Source organism: Streptococcus sp. ELY_137 (genome assembly GCF_058314515.1).
In genome coordinates this window covers 12,568-35,488 of sequence record NZ_JBZFUL010000004.1, presented here as the reverse complement: position 1 = coordinate 35,488, position 22,921 = coordinate 12,568, and the positions used below count along the sequence as shown (strand labels likewise).

Sequence of the window (22,921 nt, the reverse complement as noted above, 5' to 3'; positions counted from 1 at the left end):
TCTGAATGCCAACAACTTCCTGTTATTATACCTTATTTTCCTTATCTTTTCAATGAAAAGTCACTCTTTAAGCAGGGTCTACCTTGGTAGCACCGCGCTGGGCTAAATACAAGATGTACTCCAATGGTGTATTCTCTTTTGTTACATCAAGAAAGAAGCCCACATCGTCGAGAGAGTCACTATCAATACTTTTCATATCGATATTAATATTAGCTTTTAGCTCATAATTATTTGTAATATCCAAGTTTACTGTTACACCTTTGGTATTTTTTAACTCTTGGATCGTGCTAGTTTTCTCCCATTCAGGAAGCACAGCACCCTTGACCTCATTCATATCCCTTCCTTGAGCCGCTTGCTTGATGTCTTCAGGCATAGGTTGTAAAACAGTGATCTTGATAGCTTTATACTCATCCCCATCATAATCAACAGTTTCAGTAACTGTTAGTTGTCCATCACTATCTGACACTTTAAACTGCATAGCCTTGGTTCCAGAAACTTTTTTTACCTTCTGAGAAGCTGAGCTCTTTTTAGCTGTCTTACCAATTGTATCAGAGTTCGAAGATGATTTCTCAGTAAGACTGTTTGAGCAGGCCGCCAAGCTTAAAACCAAAACTAGGGCTGTTAATGTCATATAAATTTTTCTTTTCATTTTTTCTCCTTATCTAAAGCACTAACATTAGTATTATAGCGTACTTTAAGGCAAAAAAGAAGGGCGATTGCCCTCCTTTTCGATATTTTATTACAAGACAGCCCGCATGCGCGCCTGATTATTTTCAACCTCACGAATAGCACGCGGCAAGAAGGCGCGTATATCATCCTCCTTGTAACCAACTTGCAAACGCTTATCGTCAATTAAAATCGGACTTTTCAAAATACGTGGATTTTCTTGAATCAAATCAACCACCTGACTAAGGCTTAGCTCATCGATATCAAAATCGAGCGCTCTAGCATAGCGATTTTTAGATGAGACAATACTCTCAACTCCATCTTCCGTCTTGGACAAGATATTGAGAATTTCCTCTTTTGTTAATCCCTCTTTTCCGAGATTTTGTTCCTTGTATGGTAATTGGTGGTTATTTAACCAAGTTTTTGCTTTTTTACAGCTAGTACAGCTAGAAATTGTATAAATCTTAATCATGTCACTTCTCTCTTTCTATCACATGATAGTTACATTCTAGCACAGATATCCTAAACTGAACATAGGTCTTGCGACCTATTTTCAAATTGTCAACTAAAAAACTTCATTTTTTAATATTTTAAGCATTTGTTAAGGTGTTCGTCATATTTCAAGATATAATAGCACATAAAAGAAGCTGACCAATAAAAGCCAGCTTCTTGTTCCAATTACTTAATTCTTAAACATTATTCTTCGATTTCAATCGTATCTAGATCTAAGGATAGGTCCTCTGACTGATCTTTAGCCTCTTCCTGTTGAGGGGAGGCGGCAGTTTCTGCTTCGTCAGTATCGATCAGACCATATTTAATGCGGACCTGGCGGTCAATTTCCTCAAAAATTTCTGGATTATCTGCCAGATATTTTTTAGCATTTTCTGAACCTTGGCCAATCTTTTCACCATTATAAGAGTACCAAGCGCCAGATTTCTGGATGATATCCATATCCGTAGCAATCTTAACTAACTCGCCGGTTCGAGAAATCCCTTCGCCATACATAATTTCAACTTCCGCAACTTTGAATGGTGGGGCAACCTTATTTTTAACTACCTTAATCTTCGTTTCTTTACCAATACTGCTGTCCTTTTGTTCACCTGTTCCTTTAATTTGTGTATTACCGCGAACATCTAAACGGACAGAAGAGTAGAATTTGAGGGCACGGCCACCTGGTGTGGTTTCTGGATTACCAAACATGACACCGACTTTCTCGCGGAGTTGGTTGATAAAGATGGCAATGGTTTTAGTCTTATTGATAGAAGCCGATAGCTTGCGCATAGCCTGACTCATCATACGAGCTTGCAGACCAACGTGGCTGTCACCGATATCACCATCAATTTCTGCACGCGGTACCAAGGCTGCGACAGAGTCTACTACAACCAAATCAACGGCCCCAGAATCAATCAGCTTACCTGCAATCTCTAAACCTTGTTCGCCAGAATCGGGCTGGGATAAGAGCAACTCATCGATATTAACTCCCAGAGCCGCGGCATAGCTGGGATCAAGGGCATGCTCAGCATCGATAAAAGCGGCAATTCCACCTTCTTTTTGAGCCTGAGCCACAGCATGAAGAGCTACGGTTGTCTTACCTGAGGATTCAGGACCATAGATTTCAATGATACGGCCTTTAGGATAACCGCCCGCTCCTAGGGCAATATCCAAGGCTAGGCTGCCAGAACTCATTACTTGAACCTTTTGCTCTGCTCGCTCACCTAGCTTCATAATCGCGCCTTTACCAAAATCTTTTTCAATATTTTTTAAGGCATCGTCTAAGGCCTTTTTGCGCTCATCACCGAATTTTTTAGTAACTTCTTCTGATTTCTTTGTTTTTTTCGCCAATTCTTTTCTCCTATTTTTCTAGTTAGCATTAGTTATTATACTAAATTTCCATCATTTAATAAAGCGTTTCGTACAAGATTAAAAGCGTGTAAAACTGCGATCTCGCGGACATCTGAGCGAGAGCGACCGCTGATTTTTAACTGACGCGATATAATTCCTTGTTGAGTAGATAAGCCGATAAAAACAGTACCCGCTGGATGGCCTTCTAGGCTGTCAGGACCTGCGACCCCAGTCAAAGAAACAGCAATATCTGCACCTGTTTGCCGACGAGCTCCCTGTGCCATCTGCTCAGCCGTAAAGGCGCTGACAACACCATGGGTTCGCAATTCAGATAAGGATAAGTCCAACATTCTAGCCTTTTCTTCTATACTATAGGTGATAAAACCACCATTGAAAACACTAGAGACCCCCGAAAATTCTGCTAAGGTCGATTGGAAGAGACCCGCGGTCAGGCTTTCAGCCGCTGTAATTGTCTTCCCCTTAGACCTGAGCAATTCAAAAACGACTTCAGGGAGTGAATTATCATCTCCATAGCCGTAAAAGTAGCTGGAAAGGGAGCGATTTTCCAAAGAGGTTGCCTTCAACAGCTGGCTTTCGAGAGCTTCTAGCTTTTGATCAGCTTCAGATTGTGTTTTAGCTTTGGTAGACAGACGAAGTGTAACTTCACCTGTTTTAGCATAGGGAGCTAGGGTAGGGTCCGTTTGATTTTTGATGAAATCATCAAGGACTGTAACCAGTTGACTCTCTCCAATACCAAAAAATCGGAGTACACGCGAAAAAAGCTGCTGGTGATCTTTATTGAGCAAGGGGATAAGCTGTTCCTGCACCATAGGCTTAAGCTCGCTCGGCGGGCCAGGTAGAACAATATATGTGGCTGCTTCCGCTTCTAACATCCCTCCTACAGCTAGGCCTGTCCTATTTTGCAAGGGATAGGATCCTTCAATAATCTGGGCCTGCCGCTCATTATTGGACGTCTGCAAAACTGCAGGGCGGGCAGCAAAAAAAGTATTAATCTTTTGTTTCGCTGTTTCATCAAAAATTAGGTCTCGCTTAAGAAATTTGGCTAAGGTTTGTTTGGTTAAATCATCTTCAGTAGGCCCCAGGCCGCCGCAAAGCACAACCATATCGCTGCGCTGGCTGGCCAAATCAATAACTGATAAAAGTCGCTCTTCATTATCACCGACAGCTGTCTGAAAATAAACATCAATTCCCAACTCTGCAAATTTTTCCGATAAAAATTGAGCATTGGTGTTGACAATCTGACCCGTTAAAATCTCCGTTCCGACCGCAATAATTTCTGCTTTCATGATGTCACCCACTTATCTATTCGTAAATTCATTTTAATTTTAACAAAAAAAACAGACCAGCGGGCTCTTTTTTCACGGGTTTAAAAATAGGTGAATGATACAGGGAGTTTTCAATTGTCAGACGGGCTGCCGAAAACAGGAAATAGGTCAACAAATAACTCACTTTGTCAATCTAGCCATTATTATATTTCTCGATACCAGCGAGGCTACATGAAGCTCTTTTCGCCTGTAAAGCAAGAAGAACCTCAGTCAGTACATTACTTTTGTAGTGATTCTATCAGGAGTTGCATAAAATATCACAACTTGTATTGATTGATTTTACAGTTAACTCTTGACTTTAGCCTTTGAAAACTGTATTATTTCCATATTACAAAATAGGAGATTTTATATGAGTTCATTAGAATTGCAAAATATTCATAAATCCTACTACCTTGGCAGAGAGGAATTCCCTGTCTTAAAAGGGATCAACCTTTCCTTTGATCAGGGAGATTTTATCAGCATATTAGGAGAATCTGGAGGGGGAAAAACCACCTTGATGAATATTATTGGAGGGCTGGATCGCAAATATTCTGGAGAGGTCCTGGTCAATGGCGAGCGTCAAAAGGACAAGCGCGAGAAAGCTATGGATGAGTATCGCCGTCAGACAATTGGCTTTATTTTTCAATCCTTCAATCTAGTGAATTACCTCAATGTTCTGGATAATGTTCTTACTAGCTTAAAAATGACAAAACTGTCTCATAAAGAACAGCTGGCACATGCTGAAAAACTTTTGAAGCAGGTTGGTCTTTACGAACATCGCAAGAAAAAGCCAGCTCAACTCTCTGGAGGACAAAAACAAAGAGTCGCTATCGCACGCGCGCTCGCCAGCAACCCTGAAATAATTATTGCTGATGAGCCGACAGGAGCTTTGGATAGCAAGAATACCAAGGAAGTTCTGGCTATTTTGCAAGACATTGCCAAGTCAGGAAAAACAGTTATCGTCGTCACCCACTCACAAGAAGTAGCTAATGCAGGGACACGTATTGTCTCGCTGACTGACGGACAGGTTACAGACGACCAACGCTTACGAGAGCCTTTTTCAACGCAGAAAGAGCAGGCAGAACTGGAGTCTAAAGCACTAACAAGAACTGCCAGCTGGAAGATGGCTTGGGCACATTTTAAAAATGCTTGGAAGCAAAATTTGATTATTACTATCGGAATGGCGATCGGACTTTTTTCAGTCATGTTCTTCCTCGGTTTAGGGAATGGAGCCAGAAATTACATGGATAGTTTTATCGGTGATATTGCTAATCCCAAGGCCTTCCAAGTAACGCTAAAGGACGTAGATGCTGCTACTAGTACAGGAGTGAGCGCGGCTGATAAGAAAAAAATAAGTAAGGTAGATCATGTTACAAAGACTGAGTACGGCTACTATGCCGCTACCTTCAGCCTATCTTATCAAGGTAAGACGGTACAATCTAACATCTTACAGAGCGCTAATGCTACTATCCCTAAAGAGACTCTTTCTAACAAAAAGATGCCTAAGGGGAATGAAATCGTCATTGATAAGGCTTATGCTAAGAAAAACATCAATAAAGATACTAAAAAAGCCATTGGTAAAACCGTTACTTTGAGCATCACAGCTCTAGGAGAGAACAAACAGCCCGTCACTATCACCAAGGATTATAAAGTAGTTGGTACCTCAGATCAAATGACTGTTGTCTCCTATCACAGTTTAAAAGAAGCAGCTGCTAAACAAAAGGCCCAACTCAATCCTAACTTTATAACAGCCAGCGTGGATGACCTCAATCATACTAAAGCTGCTCAAAATACAATCAAGGGGATGAAAAAAGATGGTAAAGCTCTTTACGGTATCACTGGCATCGGTGAGACCCTTGATTCTATCCGAGAAATCACCTACATTGTCGGTGTCGTCCTTGCTTTGATTGCCGGTATCTCACTTCTAGTTAGCATTCTCATGATTGTAGCGACAACTTATATGAGTGTGACTGAACGTACCAAGGAAATCGGTGTGCTGCGAGCTATGGGAGCTAGACGTAAGGACATTCGGCGACTCTTTGTTAATGAAAGCCTGCTTCTGGGACTCTCAGCTAATATTCTTGCTATTGTGACGGCACTCTTAATACAAACTTTGGTCAATAAACTCGTCTACTCAACTATTAAATTTGACATTATTCAGGTTTCTTTGACTACTACTATTGGAACCGTCAGCATCGGTTTGCTTATTGCTCTTATTGCTAGCTTGGCACCGTCGGGTAAGGCAGCTCGCCTCAACCCTATTGATGCACTTGCTTCAGAATAGAAAATGGGATAGAAATCAATAATTCGAAGAATTTGATTTCGTTGTCCCACCTCCGCACAGCTCCAAAGATCCGGTGGATCTTTGGAGGTTGGTGATAAGATGAACATCGTTCGTCACATTAGATAACCTCCAACAGTTCCCCAAACTGTGGGAGCTATCACTTGGGTGGTAGTTAAACAGTCCACTGGACTGTTTAAGGGGGCGCCTAAAGATAGGAAAGCACCCCAAGATAAGGATATCTGACTAACTACTGCGTCAAACTGTCATAATTCAAATAATTACGGAGGCAGGTCTTTTGTCCCAGTCCCTTTCTACGAGCTGAAAAAATGATGAACGAGTAGCAAGTCTGGTGAAGTGTTTTACCCCGATCCTTGAAATTAAAAAGCTAGGCGGGTAAACCTGCTTGATCTTAGGAGAGGCTGCAAAAAACAAACTGCACTATAAACTGTAGCCATAGACCTTATAAAAGCACCGCCTGAGCGGTGCTTTTATTTGACTTGGGTATTAGGATTCCAGTCGCAGTCTATTTCGTGGTCATTAATCAAGCCAGCAGCTTGCAAAAAAGAATAAACCGCAACCGGACCTACAAATTTAAAGCCCTGTTTTTTCAGTTCTTTGGATACCTGTTCAGACAAGAGAGTTTTAGCTGGTGCTTGGCGATAATCTTCAACGTGGTTATTGATGGTGTGACGGTCAACGAAAGACCAAATATAAGTATCAAAAGAACCATAGATCTCTTGAATCCGGCGAAAAGCTTGAGCATTGGCACGGGTGGCGTAAATTTTTAAACGATTGCGGACAACCGCAGGATTCTGCAAAATATCTTCCAATTCAGTATCACTCATGGCCGCAACGGTATCGATCTGGTAATCGTGAAAAGCCTCCTTGAAAGCTGTCCGTTTATTGAGGATGGTTTCCCAAGAAAGGCCTGCTTGATAAGTCTCCAAGCAGAGCAGCTCAAAAAGGGCTCGCTCATCATGTAGAGGACGCCCCCATTCTTTATCATGGTAATCAACATACAAAGGGTTAGTCATCTTAACCCAACCGCAGCGCTTGGTCATATTAGTCTCCTTTTATAGTTATAAGGGCTGATTGAACAGCTTAGTATCTTGTGTCATTAACTTGGTTTAAAAACAGGGATAGATCTGATTTATTAATGCTCAAAAATCCTTTTTGTATGCGTTTGTCGTCGTTTAGCGGCATTGATCAAAAGATAAAGTGTCTTGCCGCAAACATGTAGCTTAAGTCTTCCATTTACTCTTTTTTGGCGCTCCTAGTATCTTGTTATTTCATTAACATTTTGAGAGCCTGCTTGATATAATTCTCAGCTGTCTCACTAGTGCCTTCGAAAAAGGCTCGAATTTTTTTAAGTTCGCTAGCCTTATAACCTAAAGCTAAAAGAGCCTCCATAGCTTCATCGAGAGCTTGATTAGCTGATAATGGTGCCGATTTGACTGCAATTCCACCAGTTTGTGGAAGGTCTACAAATTTGCCTGCCAAGTCCAAGACCATTTGCTGAGCGGTCTTCTTACCGATTTTAGGAAACTTGGTGAGATACTTGATATCGCTGTTCTCAATGGCTGTTACTAGACCTTCATTATCATTAACAGCAACGATGGCTAGGGCGGTTGTCGGACCGATCCCTGAAACGGAAATCAATTTAAGAAAAACATCTTTCTCATCTTCATTGTGAAAACCATAGAAAAGCTGAGCATCCTCACGAACTACGTGATGGAGAAAGATTTGAATTGACTGATTCATCTGATTAGAAAAAGAGTAAGGATTGGCAACATTGATCATATAACCGATGCCGCCTGTTTCGACTACTATATAAGTTGCTGTAATTTTGGTCAGCTGACCTTTGAGGTAATCGTACATGTTTAGTACCTTTCTGGATAGATATTTTTCTATAAAATTTTACCAAAAAAGTCTGAGCAAAAACTCGTCCCATCCTCATGTTTTTGAACAAACTCTTTACGCGGTGGAGAAGATTAGATCCGCTACTTTTATCAACAATCTTCAACTATTTCTCAAACAGTTGAAAGAAATTCTTTGCACAAGACCAAAGTGTAGACTTTAACATCTGGGAGGCTGCCTGAGGTACGACCCCTGAAACAGGAGGGTGAAGTAGATATTAGGAATTAAGCCCTTCTAGATCACAGGCTAAAAACACAGGAGAGGTACTAAAATTAAAGCGATTTGAGCCGAGCTATTCCCCTATCTGGTCTAGTATTTCCCCAGTTCTCGTAAGCTAGTGTGATTTTCTTGAATACGGCGGAACATTTTTTCCATATCCGACTTGGTAAAGTTGACAAGAACTGGACGCCCATGCGGGCAGTTATAAGGATTTTTACACTGGGCTAGCTGAACAAGGAGGTTTCTTGCTGAGTAGTCATCCAAGGCGTGATTGGCCTTGATTGAGCGTTTACAGCTCATCATAATAGCTAACTCAGCACGATATTCCTTAACTGAAACCTGATCTGTCAGCAAAAGCATATCACACATCTCATAGACACCCGATTCAATTTCCTCTTCCTTCATCCAGATTGGGTGCTCCCGTAGGATAAAAGTATTGTGCCCATAGGGCTCCAGATTGATACCAACCTCATTAAGCAGAGAATTTTTTTCCTGTAAATTGATAAAATCATCAGCCATAAACTCAAAGAGGTAGGGAACAAGCAACTGCTGTAAAGAACTGTCAACCTCTCCGATTTTTTCTCGGTAATACTCATATTTAACGCGCTCTTGGGCCGCATGCTGGTCAATGATATAGAGGCCGCCATTACCTTGGGCAAAGAGATAGGTGCCCTGCATCTGTCCAAAATAGTCCAACTCAGGAAATTGGGAGGTTTCTTCGTTTTCTAAGCGATTGAGTAGACGTTTGGTTTGAGATTTTTTGGAAAAATCAATATCTGGATGCTCATGATCATCTTCTAGGTCTGTCTGACGCTGAGCTAGCTTAACGGCAGATGATTCAGTAGCTTCAGATACCTGCTTATCAGGTCTGTCAACTTGTTTGACATTACTAATTTCTTCAGGGGCACGTGTCTCAGCAACTTGATTATCATTCTTAATGAAGAAATCTTGAGCTTCCTTATCGTAATAAAGATTAGTCCGCTTGAGGGGCAGGCTGGTCTGAACTGGAACCTGGCTTCGGCGGACACTCGACTTAGCTAAATTTTCTAAGGCATCTGGTATTAGATCTTGTTCTCTCAAGCTCTCTGCAATCGCATCTTTTATCAACTGCATCAGTTCTTTTTCTTTTGAAATTCGTACCTCCTGCTTAGTTGGGTGAACATTGACATCTGCTAGATAAGGATCAATTTGAATATCAATGACGGCAAGAGGAAAACGACCAACCATAAGTTTGGAACCGTAACCATCTAAGATGGCACGATTAAGGAGAAAGTTTTTGATATAACGGCCATTAATTAAAATCGTAATATAGTTGCGGTTAGCCCGTGTCAATTCGGGCAAGCTGACATAGCCCGAAACCTCAAAATCCAGATCAGACGCTGAAATTTCCACCATCTTTTTGGCCGTATTAAGACCATAAATTCCCGCGATGGCTTGTCGCAAATCACCTGTCCCCGCAGTTTTGGTCAGCTCTCGACCATCATTAATCAGACTAAAGGCAATCTCTGGATGGGCCAGACTCTGACGGTTGACCACATCCACAATATGGCCCAACTCCGCTTGCAGTGATTTCATGTACTTTAGGCGAGCGGGTGTATTGAAGAAGAGGTCTTCCACTGTGATTTTGGTTCCAACGGGTGTACTGATTGGTTCTTGCGACACAATATCCCCACCCTTAGCGACTAATAAGGTTCCATATTTTGCACCTGCAGTCGCAGTTTTGAGACTTATATTACTAATAGAAGCTATCGAGGGTAGAGCCTCTCCACGAAAACCCAAGGTTCTGATGCGGAAGAGATCAGCTTGATTTTTAATTTTACTAGTTGCGTGGCGACGCAGACTCAAGGGTACATCTTCCCCTTCAATCCCCTGACCATTATCTGTTACCTGAATTTTTTTTAAGCCGGATTCTTCAATTTCGATGGTAATTTGTGTACTACCTGCATCAATAGCGTTTTCTATCAATTCTTTAACAACGCTGCTGGGACGCTCAACCACTTCACCAGCTGCAATCTGATTGGCCAGAACCTCAGGTAATTCTATAATTTTTGACATAAAATCCTCACTTTGTGCAATTGTTCAAGTCGCCGGCTGATAGGGGCTTAGGAATTATACTAGTTTTTTGAGTTCATAAAGAGCATTCATTGCTTCCATCGGGGTCATATTGACCACATCAATCTCTCTTAACGCTTGAAGGAGTTGGCTATCACTTCCTGACTCCTCAAACAGGGATACCTGATGAGGTATCGGCTCTTCCTTGACGGTCTTGTCAAGGCTGTCAACTCTGGATTGCTCCTCTATTAGATCGACCGAGTGGGCTTCTAGGTCTGCTAAAATATGATCAGCCCGCTCCAATAAAGTCTTCGGAAGACCAGCTATCTTAGCAACATGGATACCATAAGACTTATCAGCCGGCCCATCAGTAATTTTATGCAAGAAGGTGACATCCCCGTCCTTTTCCAAGGTAGATACATGCACGTTGACAAGATGTGGCAAGCTAATTGACAGATCTGTCAACTCATGATAATGAGTTGCAAATAAAGTTTTGGCTCCAACTTCATTGTGAATATACTCAATAATCGACTGGGCGAGAGCCATCCCATCATAGGTCGCTGTTCCTCGGCCCAGTTCATCAAAAAGGATGAGTGAACGGGCACTGGCTCTTTGAATAGCTGTATTAGCTTCCATCATTTCCACCATAAAGGTTGACTGACCTGAAATCAGATCATCTGCAGCACCAATACGGGTGTAGATAGCATCAAAAATCGGCAGATTAGCTGACTGGGAGGAAACAAAGGCACCAATTTGTGCCATGACAACAATCAAGGCTAACTGACGCATATAGGTCGATTTACCGCTCATATTAGGCCCTGTAATGAGCTGGATCATAGTCTCTTGATCTAATTGAATCGTATTAGGGATGTATTCCTGACTGCCCATTACCTTTTCGACGGCGGCATGGCGGCCTTCTTGGATATTAATTACACCATCAGTATTGAAAACAGGGCGGACATAGTGATTGATTTCAGCTACAGTCGCAAGGCTCTGGAGGACATCAACGGTGGCGATGTTTTTGGCTAAATCCTGCAGTCGCTGGATATACTTTTCAACTTGATTGCGGATACTAATAAAAATATCATATTCTAAGTCAGCGGATTGTTCCCGTGCCTCCAGCATATCCCCCTCTATTTTGGCTAACTCCGCCGTACCAAAACGCTCTGAATTTTTCAGTGTGGCCTTACGAAAGAAATGTTTTGGAACCAGAGATAGGTTAGAATTGGTCACATGAAAATAATAGCCATCCTTGCGATTATAATCAATTTTGAGGGTAGTAATGCCGCTGGCTTCCCTCTCTTTGGCCTCGATTTCAGCAATCCACCGAGTACCTTCGCGCATGACCTGACGGTAGTGGTCAAGGCGCTCGTCGAACCCCGCTTTGATAATACTGCCTTCTGTAATCGTTGCTGAAGCATCTGAATCAATCGCTGCATCAATAAGAGTAGACAGATCTGGCAATGCGTCAATATCAGCATTTAAGGCGGCTAGTTCTGGATTATCAAACTCTGTTAGAATTGTCTTGATTCGAGGGACCTGCGCAAGAGTTTGACCTAACTGCAATAAATCCTTGGGGTTGGCCTTACCAAATGAAACACGGCTTGCTAGCCGCTCAATATCATATACCCCCTTAAGACTGTCGGTTAAATCACTGCGTTCAAAGAAATGGTCAAGAAAGGTTTGAACAATCTCCTGACGTTCTAAAATGCGCTCCGGACTGACTAAAGGGCGGTCTATCCAGGTTCGCAAGAGCCGCATCCCCATAGCAGTCTTTGTCTCGTCCAAAAGCCAGAACAGACTCCCATGCTTCTTGCCAGTTCGAGCGTTTTCCAGTAAATCCAGACTCGTTTTAGTTGCATAGGACATCTGCAAGAAATCCTTGATTTCATAGTGAATCAAGGTTTGTAGATGACTGAGTTCACGTTTTTGCGTCGTGTGCACATACTGTAAAAGCTTGCCTGCCGCTTGGGCCTCTACAGCTGACAAGTCACTACCAATTAGATGAACGTCATCATAAACTTGAAATTCCGGTGATAGCAACAGGTTCATCTGCTTGGTTAAGATTTCCTCTTGTCTTTGATCGAGTTCATAGCCAACTACTATTTCACGCGCCTTGAGATTCTGAACTTCACTGCGAACGGCTGTAAAATCGCTCAGGCTGGTGGCGTAAAACTCTCCCGTTGCAACATCCATATAAGATAGCCCATAGCTGCCGCTAAGATAATCAACCGCTACCAAAAAATTATTGGCATTGTCAGGCTTAGTTGAGTCAACTACCGTTCCAGGAGTGATAACTTGTACTACCTCGCGTTTAACAACACCGACAGCCTGCTTGGGGTCTTCCATCTGCTCAGCAATAGCCACCTTGTAACCCAAATCAACAAGGACATCGATGTATTGCTGGGCTGAATGGTAGGGGACTCCTGCCATGGGAATGGGGGTATCCGCATTTTTATTACGACTGGTTAAACTAATCTCCAAAATCTGAGCCGCTTTGATGGCATCATCGTAGAATAGTTCATAAAAATCTCCCATCCTAAAAAGCAAAAAAGCATCCGGATAGGATTCTTTGATGTCTAAATACTGCTGCATACCGGGAGAAATTTTATCTTTTGCCATTCCCTAATTCCTCATTTATCTTTTCTTCTATACTGCTGGTGACATATTGCAGAAGATCACTGGCATCCTGCATTTTTTCACGATAATCCTGAACCAGTGGGAGCTGAGCTAATTCTTGTTCCAACTGATCAGCTGTCTGCCCTGACTGGTTGGCCGCCCGTCTTTTTTCTAGTTTTTCAAAAAGCACGGCCTCCTGCTGGTAAGCCTTCATGGCATGAGCTTGTTTACGGAGTTCTGGCAGTTGTTCCACCTTATTTTGAACAGCATGAAAAGCTTGGACACTTTCATGCTGAGCTAACAATCTTTGTAAAGCCTTAGTGGCCTCTTCTAAATTTGCCATCAGCTTAACTCATCTTCAATAGCCTTGGCCCTGTCCTCGTCTTGGCAAATAACAAGGAGGGTATCTGCTCCTGCAACCGTTCCTAAAATATCACTGCGTTTCTCTTGGTCAATAATATTGGCCAGAACATCTGCCTCGCCTAGCTCTGTCTTTAAGACTAGGATAAAACCAGCTCTGGAAAGATGCTTAAGATAATCTTGAACCGCATCAGCTAGATGAGAGAACTCATCTGTGGAGAGACTGTAGTAGAGCTTGCCTGAGTCATCGCGGCGCTTCAAAAGGCCAATCTCCCGCAAATCCCGCGACAGGGTCGCCTGAGTCACCGCAATTCCTTGCTTAGCGAGACTGTCTTTGATCTCTTCCTGTGTTCCGACGCGCTCTTCTTGGATAATCATTTTAATCTTGTGTTGACGTTCTGTTTTATTCATTGTTTTTTTCTGTTATCTCCCAATTTATACCTTAAGTATTATAACAAAAAGAGCTATATTTTTCATTAGTTTCAGTATAGCCGAGCGATATCAGAATGTACCAAATCAGCTAATGCTCTGTGGTGGATTTATAAAAATGAGGCCGAGACAAAAAGTTCTCAACCTCATTCTATAAACTAATTATAACGGCTTGACACAGGGTTCTTAGAGCACTTCCTAATTTTTAGACTAAAACTATAGCAGCCCCCAGTCTGCGATAGTTCAAACACTATCTTAGACTGGTTGAGATGAGTAGAGACGAAGGAAGCTATCATGATTGGTTACCTCGCCCTCAAATGTATGGACTAATCAAAATCAATCTGTACAGATACCGACTGTACAGGAACGTCATAAAAGGGATCCTCACGACGCCCCAAGAAATCTCTAGCCTGCTGAGGGAAAGAAGCGTAACTGAGCACATCTTCTTCGCTCTTAGCATAATCCGCGATTTCTTGACGCAAATCTGGCAATTGCGGTTCAATCAGATCGGCGGGGCGGACAGTAATGACTTCTTCATCGCCGATAATAAGCTGTTTAATCTTGTCATCAATGGCTGCTGGTGGACGCCCATAAAGTCCACGGACATAATCTTTAATCTCGTTTGGAATGACTTTATAGCGTTCCCCCGAAATAATATTCATGAGCGACTGGGTCCCAACCATTTGAGACAGTGGGGTTACTAGCGGTGGGTAGCCCAGATCCGCTCTGACACGAGGAACTTCAGCCAGAACTTCTTCATAGCGATCGGCTAGACCTTGCTCTGTTAGCTGACTGAGCAGATTCGATAACATACCGCCTGGAACCTGATAAATCAAGGTCTTAGGTTCAACATCCTTGACTTTAGGATTTAGGAGACCTTCTTTGCGGTAATGATCACGTACTGTATTAAAGTGAGCCGCTGCTGTTTCGACTTTTTTAAGGTCAACACCTGTTTCAAAGCCAAGTTCTTCGAGAGCGATAACCAAGGACTCCGTAGCTGGCTGGCTAGTTCCACCGGCAAAAGAAGAAACTGCCGTATCAATAATATCTGCTCCCGCCTCAGCTACTTTGAGGTAGGTCATTTCTGAGATTCCACTAGTAGCATGTGTGTGTACTTCAAGAGGGAGGTCTACTGCTTCCTTGATTTGTTTTACTAGCTCATAACCAGTCTGCGGCGTTAAAACGCCAGCCATGTCCTTTATACAAAGCGAATCTGCTCCGATTTCAGCATACTGCCTAGATAGATTAACAAAGTAATCTACCGTATGGACGGGACTGGTGGTGTAGGAAATAGCAACTTGGGCATGACCTCCGGCTGTTTTAGTAGCTGCTACAGCTGTTTGCAGATTGCGAGGATCATTGAGAGCATCAAAAATACGAACAATATCTATTCCATTTTCAACTGATTTTTGGATAAAGGATTCTACAACATCATCAGCATAATTGCGATAACCAAGCAGATTTTGCCCACGCAATAACATCTGGAGTTTGGTGTTTTTCACATGCTTACGGATGGTGCGCAGCCTTTCCCAAGGGTCTTCATCCAAAAAACGCAGACAGGAATCAAAAGTAGCTCCCCCCCACATTTCTAGGGCATGATAACCGGCTTCATCTAAAGTTTTTAAAACAGGGAGCATCTCTTGGGTAGTCATGCGCGTTGCAATCTGACTTTGCTGACCATCTCTTAGTACGGTTTCCGTAATACGGACTTTTGTCATTTCAATCTTCCTTTCATAAGGTATAAAGGACGCCTGCGGATTAAGCAAAATAGGAGATTTGACGAAGATGCTGGCATCTGGGAAAATCTTTTTGCCCAATCCTAGCTTGATTTTATTTACTTTTGATTGAGTAGGTTAACAATGGCACTTTGCACCTCTTGAATACTGTGCTTGCGAGAACGTCCACAGACCTTGGCGTCTTCTCTACAAATATAACAGCTTCTCGTAGGCAGCCCTAATTCTGTGCGACTTATGGCCTGGGCGCGATTGGTCTGTAAACTGAGCACATCCAAATCTAGTAAGCGTCCGATGGGAAGCTGGATCTCAAGAGCAACCATCCTTTGCTTTAGTTGCTCTGGCTCTAGATTGCTGACGAGATAGTATTCCCAGCCGGTCACTGATGTCCTAAGTTCCTCATAGACAGCTTGTAAACCGCTTTTTTCTTGCTGAAGGTGCTCGACCAGCTGAGTAAAAGCTCGGTTTAAAACCTGAGAGGTTTTAATTGGACCGGGGATATTCATAGTGGCGCAAAGCAGAGAGTGAGACTTATAAGTTTTCAGCAGTTCTGTCTGTTTACGGCTGCGGTCTTCACGCGCAGCCAGCATATCCTCCAAGCCTACTTGTGGTCCATCGAAGACTCTTTCGATACTTAGCTTTTCAGACATTGCGGACTACATCAATCAAGCTGCCATCGCGATACTCAATAAGGGCTACAACCTTGTCCCCATATTGGATAGGATCTGGATTACCAACAATCGCATAAGCCTTTTCTTTCAATTCTTCGATTGTGAATTGCGGTACTTTCAGGTCCTTAAAGTGTTCTATTAAATCGGGACGATTAGGATTGATGGCAATGCCCACTTCTGTCACAATGACATCAACACTGGTTCCGGGTGTAATGACGGTGTTAACCTTATCAACAAAGGTAGGAATGCGTCCGCGCACAAGAGGTGAAATGACTAAACTCATTTTGGCTGCGAAGGCCGTGTCACAATGGCCGCCTGATGCCCCGCGGATAACGCCATCTGATCCAGTCATAACATTGACATTAAAGTCTGTATCTACTTCTAAGGCCGAGAGCACACAGGTATCCAATTGATTGATCACAGAACCTTTGCTAAGCGGAGAGGCATACATATTAGCATCGATTTCATAATGCTTTTCAGCATTGCTGTCAAGCGATACGGCCGAAGGATGGTCAAAGTCCTGAACGTCCATAATTTTATCAACAAGACCTTCTTCCAGCAATTCTACCATGGCATTGGTGATACCACCGAGAGCAAAATTGGCTTTGATACCATCTTTAAGCATCTGCTCACGCATAAAACGCGTAACAGCTAATGAAGCTCCACCCGTTCCTGTTTGGAAGGAGAACCCTTCTTTATAGTAAGGAGAACCGGTGATAACCTTAGCCGCATACTCGGCAATGAGCAATTCTTTAGGATTTTTGGTGTAACGAGTTGCACCCTTAGCGATACCTTCGGGATCCCCAATCGCATCTACAACAACGACGTAATCGACATCTGTTTGCGGAATACTGATTGGCGTATTAGGGTAAGATACTAAGGTATCTGTAATGATAACAACCTGATCTGCGTACTTAGCGTCAATCATGGCGTAGCCCAGTGAACCACAGGTTGCCTTTCCTTTTGTTCCGTTGGCATTACCATAAGCGTCAGAGCTCGGAGCTCCTAAGAAAGCGACATCAATATGAATATCATCAGCTGCAATCGCACGGGCACGTCCTCCATGGGAGCGGATGACAACAGGGTTCTCCATGATTCCTTCTGAAATTGCGGCCCCAACCTTATCGCGCAGACCACTGGACGTGATATTAGTAACAACGCCATTTTTGATGTGATCGATCAAGGGAGCATGAACATTGGCGATAGAACTTGGGGCGATAGAGATATCTTTAATCCCCATCTTAGCAATTTCATCCAAAACCATGTTCATCACATAGTCACCTTCACGAAAATGGTGGTGGAAAGAGATAGTCATGCCATCTTTTAGTCCTGTTTTTTCAATCGCTTCACGGACAGAAGACAAGAGCTTGTCATCAGCGGGCTTCACTGGTTTCACCCGCCGACTGGATTCTTGATAATCTTTAATATGTGCCAATTCCCCTTCAAATACGCCGTAGCGCTCAGCATATTCTTGAGGAATATCACGACCTAATTTATTTTCTACCATTTTAAATATCCTCCTCGCTTAACACTCCAGCAGCCTTGGCCAAGGTAATAACACGTTCGGCGCGCTCAACAATCGGTTTATCAACCATCTTACCCTTGAGCGAAATAACACCAGAACCCTTGCTTTCTGCCTCACGAATTGCCCAAACAACTTCTTTGGCATTTTGAATTTCTTTTTCTGTTGGCGTATAGATTTCGTTAACCAAAGGAATTTGGCGAGGGTTGATAACGGATTTTCCATCGAATCCCAGTTGCTTAATTAAGCGCACTTCGTTTTGGAAGCCTTCGGGATTATTGACATCTGAGTAGACCGTATCAATCGCTGCAATGCCAGCTGCACGGGCAGCATGGAGAATCATGCTGCGAGCAAAGAAGAGCTCTTGACCGTCGGGATAGCGACGGGTCTTCATGTTGGTTACATAATCTTCTGCACCTAAGGCAATACCGATTAGACGATCAGAAGCCTTGGCAATGGCTGGGGCATTGAGGACACCTTCGGCAGACTCGATAGCAGCCATCATCTTAGTACGGCCGATTTCAATACCGTTGTCACGTTCCACTTTCTCAATAACTGTTTCGACATCAATAATGTCTTGGGCTGTTTCCGTTTTAGGTAGACGGACTACATCGACGCCAGCAAGAACGACAGCCTCAACATCCAGTGCGCCGCAGGTATCCAGACCATTCACCCGGACAACTGTCTCTACCTGACTGTAGTCAAAAGTCTTAAGAGCAAAGTGTACCAATGCTCTGGATGTATCTTTTTCTTTTAAGGAGACCGAGTCTTCTAAATCAAACATAATGGAGTCTGCGCCATACAGCGGAGCATCCCTAAGCATGGCTGCATTGGCTCCGGGGACAAACATCATTGTTCTTCTTAAGCGTTCCATGCGTCAATCTCCTTCCAGTTGTACTGCTCTACTCCTGCTGCTCTGTGAACTGCAGCAAGCGTACGCGCCTGAATGGTACAATCCAAAGCTCCCTTATCAACCGCTTGAACAGCAGCTGACTGGACATCTAGCTTGTTCAGTGTTTCTTGGATAACTGTCCTAATCTGCTGACCAAATTGCTTTTCAACACTGCTTTCCAATTCAATAGAAATACCATCATTACTCGGACTGACCGTTACCATAATATCACTGGATTCCAGTGAACCGGCAACAGCTGTTTGTTTAATATTCATAATTCACCTCATATTACTATAATATTAATATGCGGCGCAGGTGAGACAATCCCACGAGTGTCGCGTATGATAACTAAGCTATTTTTTTACTGGAAAAATTTTGAGCAGCAATTCCGCAGCAGCATACAAAATTCCCAACACAATGAAAACTCCAGCCATACCTAAGCCCATCAGTTCAAAGGCTTGAATTAAATCATCTATTGACATAATAATCTCTCCTCACCTTTTTTAACTAAAGAATGACAGCAGCAAACCACCTGCAATTACAGAGGCAATTTGCCCTGATACATTGGCACCAACTGCGTACATCAAAATAAAGTTCTGTGGATCTTCATCCGTTGCCATTTTTTGGATAACCCGACTGGACATGGGGAAGGCGGAAATCCCGGCAGCACCAATCATCGGATTGATTTTCTTGCGGCGGAAAATATTCAAAATCTTAGCAAAAATAACCCCTCCGACAGAGTCCATAATGAAAGCGACTAGGCCAAAAAGAATAATCATGAGGGTTTGCACATTTAAGAACTGATCGGCCTGCATTTTAACTGAAATCGTTAGCCCCAAGAGAATGCTGACAATATTAACCAACTCATTTTGGGCTGTTTGCGATAAACGATCTAAAACACCACATTCACGCAAGAGATTACCAAACATCAGAAAACCAACAAGCGGTAGAGAGATAGGTGCGATAAAACCTGCAACAATGGTAATAACAATTGGAAATAGAATTTTAGTTAATTTAGAAACATCTTCTGCCTTATAGGTCATACGGATGCGACGTTCCTTTTTAGTCGTAACCAGCTTAATGGCAAAAGGCTGGATAATAGGAACCAAGGCCATATAAGAGTAGGCCGCGACCGTTATCGGCCCCAGTAATTTAGGGGCCAGCTGGTTGGCGACAAAGATTGAAGTTGGCCCATCAGCAGCCCCGATAATTCCGATAGAAGCGGCTTCTTTAATATCGAAACCGGCCATGACAGCGACAACGACAACAAAGAAAATCCCAAACTGAGCTGCCGCGCCAAAGAGCAGCATAAATGGATTCTGTAGCAAGGGGCCAAAGTCAATCATGGCTCCGATACCGATAAAAATCAAAAGAGGAAAGAGTTCCGTGTTAATCCCTATCTTAAAGAGGATATCAAATACACCTTCCTGTTTAACCCCGTTAACCACCTGAGTTAGAACCCCAGTTCCCGGGAAATTAACCAGCAAGGTACCAAGTCCCATGGGGACTAAGAGGGTTGGTTCATATTCTTTCTTGATCCCCAAATACATCAAGATGGCTCCAATAACCATCATAATGATTTGAGGAAGAGTGATGGAGGTAATTCCTGAAATTAAAGTGTCCACAAATCCACTTCCTTTCTTGTTATAGGTATTTAGGCAATCGTAATAAGACCGTCACCGGCATTAACGACTTGCCCTTCTTTTACATGAACGGCAGAGACAGTGCCCGAAGCATTAGCCACAATTTCATTCTCCATTTTCATGGCTTCCAGAATCATGAGGGGTTGATTTTCTGAAACGGTATCACCTGGGTTAACCAAAATTTTGAGGATTGTTCCCGGCATTGGCGCTGGCATGGCATCTGCCCCCGCTGGTGATGAAGCAACTGGATTTGGAGCAGGTGCGGCTGGAGCGGGTTCAGCCGGCTGAGGCGCGGCTACAGTTGGTGCTGGAGCAGGTGCGGCTGGGGCTGCTGGACTAGCGCCAATTTCTTCCATTTCAACCAGATACTCTTTCCCATCTACAGAGATCTTAAATTTACGTAACATAAGCAATGTTCTCCTTTATTATTGGTTTTGGTTTTTCTTTTGGTAAATCGCTTTAATAGCGAGCTGACTGTCTGTCCGTTCACCGGCAGCGATACTGGCGGCAATCAAAGATAGCGTCTTAACTTCTGGATTGCGCTGCCAAACTTTCTTGACCACAAATTGACTATCAGGATAATCACCAGCAGCAATGGCTGATGCTAATATACTGATCAGTTCGATATCTTCTGGGGCAGCTGGAATAAAAGCTGGCAAAGGCTCCCAGCACGACTCCTCCCCTGACTGACTCGTGCTGTCATAGACTTGTTCACCGCTGGGGTTAGGATTATCCGCCTTGCTGTGAAATAAACGCTGAAAAATGCCCATGACCGTCCTCCTTTCTCCTTAAGTATAAAATGAGAGGGGCAGTGCCCATTAAGGCTTCTATACATTTTGATTATATAATGATTTAGCGCTTTCGCATGCTTTTTTTGTGTTTTTTCTAGCAGATTTTTATGTTTTTTTTGTGTTTTTTCAGAATAATAGGTCTTTGTTTCTGAAGCGCTTTCATATATACTAGAATTGTTTAAGAAATTTCTACATCGTAAATAATTATATTAATCAAATAAAAGGAGCACTGCCATGTTACTCACAATTTTAGCTTATGCTATGATTATCGTTTTCATGTATGTTGTTATGAGGAAAAAAATGTCCCCGCTAACAGCATTGATTATGATTCCACTTGTCGCAGCAGTTATTGCTATTCTGACAGGGGTCGTTGATTTACAGGCCGACAAAGCCTTCGTCGAATTTCTCGGTGATGATAGCATTTCCAAAAATCTAACGGCCATCGGTCCAATGGTTATGTACGGGATTAATAATACGGCACAAACTGGTATCATGCTGCTATTTGCCATTCTGTATTTCTCTATCATGCTTGATGCCGGCTTGTTCGATCCCATTACAGAAAAAATGATTCGCTTTGCCAAAGGGGATCCATTGAAGGTCCTGATTGCAACTGCTGTCGTTGCCGCTGCTGTATCCCTCAATGGTGACGGTACAACAACAACACTGATTTGCTGTTCAGCCTTTTTGCCAATCTATAAAAAGCTGGACATGCGGATTATGAATTTGGCTGTTTTGATCATCCTGCAAAATACAATCATGAACCTTCTGCCTTGGGGCGGACCAACAGCACGCGCTATGTCAGTGCTCAATGTCGGAGCTGAAATCCTCAGCTACTTAGCACCAGGTATGATCCTGTCTGTCCTCTATGTTATCTTCTTTGTTGCTAGAAGCATGGGTAAAAAGGAACGTAAACGGTTAGGAATTTCCGAATTATCAGATGAAGAAATTTCTGAACTGACCAAGGTCACAGACCCAGAGGTTCTAAAGATTCGCCGTCCCAAGAACTTTATTTTCAATGCCCTCCTGACCGTTATCCTTATCGCTTGGCTGGTTGCCAGTTCATTTGTCCCTGCAATTGAGATGCCATCACTTATGCTCTTTGCAGTTGGTACCTGTATCGCATTGATGGTTAACTACCCTAACTTAAAAGATCAATCTAAACGTATTAGTGAAAATGCCGGAGACGCTGTTCAAGTTGTTATTCTGGTCTTTGCTGCTGGTATCTTTATGGGACTTTTCCAAGGTACTGGTATGGCTAACGCCTTAGCTACAAGCTTTACAGCCATCATTCCAAAACAATTAGCCGGCTTCTGGGGCTTAGTGATTGCCTTTATCTCCGCTCCTGGTACCTTCTTTATATCCAACGATGGCTTCTACTATGGTATCATGCCAATCTTGGCACAAGCGGGTGCTCAGTACGGCTTTAGCAATATGGCTATGGCCTTGGCATCGCTGATGGGACAAGCTTTCCACTTGCTCAGTCCTCTGGTAGCCTTTATCTACTTGCTCCTTCGCCTAACAGGACTGGATATGGGGGAATGGCAAAGAGAATCGGCTAAATATGCTGTGGTTATCTTTGTTATCTTTGTGGTGACTATTCTGGTAATGGGCCATATGCCTCTCTACATCCCTCAGTAAGAAGCTTGAAGCTAAGTCTCTCACCTGTTTGTGTTCCCTCTTGTTTTCAGCCGTGAAAAAACGCTCCAGTGGAGCGTTTTTTGAGTGCTTATAAATAGTTCGGAAATTGGTTAAGATTTTGTCTTAATAACTCTAATATCGCTTACTCTTTATTCTTGGCTATTGGCAGTCCCAGTAAAAATATTTATTCTCTAAATGCTCCCCTTGCTATGCTTCCTATCTTTCCTCGAATTACTTAAGAGCTCCCTAGGGGTAGGAAAGGAAAAGCATTTTTCTATAAATTTCGTTATAATAGAGAAATAACACCTTACAAGGAGA

At 42.9% G+C, this 22,921-nt stretch carries 21 protein-coding genes; 2 read left to right on the top strand and 19 right to left on the bottom strand.

Translation table 11 applies throughout. From position 1 onward, the window contains the following. Nucleotides 1–67: 67 nt before the first annotated feature. The 4 genes from AC4HAO_RS04220 to AC4HAO_RS04205 form a co-directional block, all read right to left on the bottom strand. Nucleotides 68–649, bottom strand: a complete 582-nt coding sequence (locus tag AC4HAO_RS04220; protein WP_491093531.1) for an SP0191 family lipoprotein — start codon at nucleotides 647–649, stop codon at nucleotides 68–70. Between the two features lie 90 nt (nucleotides 650–739). Beyond that, on the bottom strand, nucleotides 740–1,138 hold the full coding sequence (gene spx, locus AC4HAO_RS04215) for a transcriptional regulator Spx (RefSeq protein WP_447452588.1): 399 nt from the start codon (nucleotides 1,136–1,138) through the stop codon (nucleotides 740–742). A 224-nt stretch (nucleotides 1,139–1,362) separates the two neighbouring features. Further along, nucleotides 1,363–2,508, bottom strand: coding sequence for a recombinase RecA (recA, locus tag AC4HAO_RS04210; RefSeq protein WP_447452589.1), 1,146 nt, complete (start codon nucleotides 2,506–2,508; stop codon nucleotides 1,363–1,365). A 35-nt stretch (nucleotides 2,509–2,543) separates the two neighbouring features. Further along, nucleotides 2,544–3,815, bottom strand: a complete 1,272-nt coding sequence (locus AC4HAO_RS04205; protein WP_491134677.1) for a competence/damage-inducible protein A — start codon at nucleotides 3,813–3,815, stop codon at nucleotides 2,544–2,546. A gap of 388 nt (nucleotides 3,816–4,203) precedes the next feature. On the opposite strand from AC4HAO_RS04205, the gene AC4HAO_RS04200 reads away from it, so the two are divergent. Then, nucleotides 4,204–6,117, top strand: a complete 1,914-nt coding sequence (locus AC4HAO_RS04200; RefSeq protein ID WP_491134676.1) for an ABC transporter ATP-binding protein/permease — start codon at nucleotides 4,204–4,206, stop codon at nucleotides 6,115–6,117. 488 nt (nucleotides 6,118–6,605) lie between these two features. Here the strand turns inward: AC4HAO_RS04200 and AC4HAO_RS04195 are convergent, their stop codons facing one another. From AC4HAO_RS04195 to AC4HAO_RS04125, 15 genes are all read right to left on the bottom strand, one after another. Then, nucleotides 6,606–7,178, bottom strand: coding sequence for a DNA-3-methyladenine glycosylase I (locus tag AC4HAO_RS04195; protein ID WP_491094169.1), 573 nt, complete (start codon nucleotides 7,176–7,178; stop codon nucleotides 6,606–6,608). A 223-nt stretch (nucleotides 7,179–7,401) separates the two neighbouring features. After that, a complete protein-coding gene (gene ruvA / locus AC4HAO_RS04190; protein ID WP_491094168.1) occupies nucleotides 7,402–7,995 on the bottom strand; it encodes a Holliday junction branch migration protein RuvA in 594 nt (197 codons plus the stop codon). A gap of 348 nt (nucleotides 7,996–8,343) precedes the next feature. Beyond that, nucleotides 8,344–10,308, bottom strand: coding sequence for a DNA mismatch repair endonuclease MutL (gene mutL / locus AC4HAO_RS04185; protein WP_491134675.1), 1,965 nt, complete (start codon nucleotides 10,306–10,308; stop codon nucleotides 8,344–8,346). A gap of 54 nt (nucleotides 10,309–10,362) precedes the next feature. Beyond that, nucleotides 10,363–12,927, bottom strand: coding sequence for a DNA mismatch repair protein MutS (gene mutS / locus AC4HAO_RS04180; RefSeq protein WP_491134674.1), 2,565 nt, complete (start codon nucleotides 12,925–12,927; stop codon nucleotides 10,363–10,365). After that, nucleotides 12,914–13,267 (bottom strand): YlbF family regulator, encoded by a 354-nt coding sequence (locus AC4HAO_RS04175; RefSeq protein ID WP_447452596.1) that lies wholly within the window; start codon nucleotides 13,265–13,267, stop codon nucleotides 12,914–12,916. Before AC4HAO_RS04175 ends, mutS begins: the two co-directional genes overlap by 14 nt. Next, nucleotides 13,267–13,695, bottom strand: a complete 429-nt coding sequence (gene argR / locus AC4HAO_RS04170; RefSeq protein WP_447452597.1) for an arginine repressor — start codon at nucleotides 13,693–13,695, stop codon at nucleotides 13,267–13,269. Before argR ends, AC4HAO_RS04175 begins: the two co-directional genes overlap by 1 nt. Before the next feature lie 344 nt (nucleotides 13,696–14,039). Next, nucleotides 14,040–15,431, bottom strand: a complete 1,392-nt coding sequence (locus AC4HAO_RS04165; protein WP_491093066.1) for an oxaloacetate decarboxylase subunit alpha — start codon at nucleotides 15,429–15,431, stop codon at nucleotides 14,040–14,042. Between the two features lie 116 nt (nucleotides 15,432–15,547). Next, complete coding sequence (gene citX / locus AC4HAO_RS04160; protein WP_491134673.1) at nucleotides 15,548–16,096, bottom strand: citrate lyase holo-[acyl-carrier protein] synthase; 549 nt, start codon at nucleotides 16,094–16,096, stop codon at nucleotides 15,548–15,550. After that, on the bottom strand, nucleotides 16,089–17,624 hold the full coding sequence (gene citF / locus AC4HAO_RS04155; protein ID WP_491093068.1) for a citrate lyase subunit alpha: 1,536 nt from the start codon (nucleotides 17,622–17,624) through the stop codon (nucleotides 16,089–16,091). The genes citX and citF overlap by 8 nt, the downstream gene beginning before the upstream one ends. A 1-nt stretch (nucleotide 17,625) precedes the next feature. Then, complete coding sequence (gene citE / locus AC4HAO_RS04150; RefSeq protein WP_491093069.1) at nucleotides 17,626–18,513, bottom strand: citrate (pro-3S)-lyase subunit beta; 888 nt, start codon at nucleotides 18,511–18,513, stop codon at nucleotides 17,626–17,628. Further along, nucleotides 18,501–18,806, bottom strand: coding sequence for a citrate lyase acyl carrier protein (gene citD, locus AC4HAO_RS04145; RefSeq protein WP_491093070.1), 306 nt, complete (start codon nucleotides 18,804–18,806; stop codon nucleotides 18,501–18,503). The genes citE and citD overlap by 13 nt, the downstream gene beginning before the upstream one ends. A 78-nt stretch (nucleotides 18,807–18,884) precedes the next feature. After that, nucleotides 18,885–19,013 (bottom strand): OadG-related small transporter subunit, encoded by a 129-nt coding sequence (locus AC4HAO_RS04140; RefSeq protein WP_491093071.1) that lies wholly within the window; start codon nucleotides 19,011–19,013, stop codon nucleotides 18,885–18,887. Between the two features lie 21 nt (nucleotides 19,014–19,034). Further along, on the bottom strand, nucleotides 19,035–20,156 hold the full coding sequence (locus tag AC4HAO_RS04135; RefSeq protein ID WP_447452603.1) for a sodium ion-translocating decarboxylase subunit beta: 1,122 nt from the start codon (nucleotides 20,154–20,156) through the stop codon (nucleotides 19,035–19,037). A 29-nt stretch (nucleotides 20,157–20,185) separates the two neighbouring features. Continuing rightward, entirely contained in the window at nucleotides 20,186–20,581 is a 396-nt protein-coding gene (locus AC4HAO_RS04130) for an acetyl-CoA carboxylase biotin carboxyl carrier protein subunit (RefSeq protein WP_491134672.1), read from the bottom strand. Nucleotides 20,582–20,599: 18 nt separating this feature from the next. Further along, nucleotides 20,600–20,944: a hypothetical protein gene (locus AC4HAO_RS04125; RefSeq protein ID WP_491134671.1), complete on the bottom strand. Its 345-nt coding sequence runs from the start codon at nucleotides 20,942–20,944 to the stop codon at nucleotides 20,600–20,602. 255 nt (nucleotides 20,945–21,199) lie between these two features. Here AC4HAO_RS04125 and AC4HAO_RS04120 point away from each other — a divergent pair, with 255 nt between their 5' ends. Beyond that, complete coding sequence (locus AC4HAO_RS04120; protein WP_491093074.1) at nucleotides 21,200–22,603, top strand: CitMHS family transporter; 1,404 nt, start codon at nucleotides 21,200–21,202, stop codon at nucleotides 22,601–22,603. Nucleotides 22,604–22,921: the final 318 nt, after the last annotated feature.

Bases quoted from the DNA above. Each gene is read 5' to 3' on its own strand.
- AC4HAO_RS04205 (WP_491134677.1), bottom strand. From the start codon at position 3,815: ATGAAAGCAGAAATTATTGCGGTCGGAACGGAGATTTTAACGGGTCAG.
- AC4HAO_RS04140 (WP_491093071.1), bottom strand. From the start codon at position 19,013: ATGTCAATAGATGATTTAATTCAAGCCTTTGAACTGATGGGCTTAGGT.
- mutS (WP_491134674.1), bottom strand. From the start codon at position 12,927: ATGGCAAAAGATAAAATTTCTCCCGGTATGCAGCAGTATTTAGACATC.
- AC4HAO_RS04175 (WP_447452596.1), bottom strand. From the start codon at position 13,267: ATGGCAAATTTAGAAGAGGCCACTAAGGCTTTACAAAGATTGTTAGCT.
- spx (WP_447452588.1), bottom strand. From the start codon at position 1,138: ATGATTAAGATTTATACAATTTCTAGCTGTACTAGCTGTAAAAAAGCA.
- citD (WP_491093070.1), bottom strand. From the start codon at position 18,806: ATGAATATTAAACAAACAGCTGTTGCCGGTTCACTGGAATCCAGTGAT.
- AC4HAO_RS04220 (WP_491093531.1), bottom strand. From the start codon at position 649: ATGAAAAGAAAAATTTATATGACATTAACAGCCCTAGTTTTGGTTTTA.
- citX (WP_491134673.1), bottom strand. From the start codon at position 16,096: ATGTCTGAAAAGCTAAGTATCGAAAGAGTCTTCGATGGACCACAAGTA.
- ruvA (WP_491094168.1), bottom strand. From the start codon at position 7,995: ATGTACGATTACCTCAAAGGTCAGCTGACCAAAATTACAGCAACTTAT.
- AC4HAO_RS04120 (WP_491093074.1), top strand. From the start codon at position 21,200: ATGTTACTCACAATTTTAGCTTATGCTATGATTATCGTTTTCATGTAT.
- mutL (WP_491134675.1), bottom strand. From the start codon at position 10,308: ATGTCAAAAATTATAGAATTACCTGAGGTTCTGGCCAATCAGATTGCA.
- AC4HAO_RS04130 (WP_491134672.1), bottom strand. From the start codon at position 20,581: ATGTTACGTAAATTTAAGATCTCTGTAGATGGGAAAGAGTATCTGGTT.
- argR (WP_447452597.1), bottom strand. From the start codon at position 13,695: ATGAATAAAACAGAACGTCAACACAAGATTAAAATGATTATCCAAGAA.
- citF (WP_491093068.1), bottom strand. From the start codon at position 17,624: ATGGTAGAAAATAAATTAGGTCGTGATATTCCTCAAGAATATGCTGAG.
- AC4HAO_RS04200 (WP_491134676.1), top strand. From the start codon at position 4,204: ATGAGTTCATTAGAATTGCAAAATATTCATAAATCCTACTACCTTGGC.
- AC4HAO_RS04125 (WP_491134671.1), bottom strand. From the start codon at position 20,944: ATGGGCATTTTTCAGCGTTTATTTCACAGCAAGGCGGATAATCCTAAC.
- citE (WP_491093069.1), bottom strand. From the start codon at position 18,513: ATGGAACGCTTAAGAAGAACAATGATGTTTGTCCCCGGAGCCAATGCA.
- AC4HAO_RS04195 (WP_491094169.1), bottom strand. From the start codon at position 7,178: ATGACCAAGCGCTGCGGTTGGGTTAAGATGACTAACCCTTTGTATGTT.
- AC4HAO_RS04165 (WP_491093066.1), bottom strand. From the start codon at position 15,431: ATGACAAAAGTCCGTATTACGGAAACCGTACTAAGAGATGGTCAGCAA.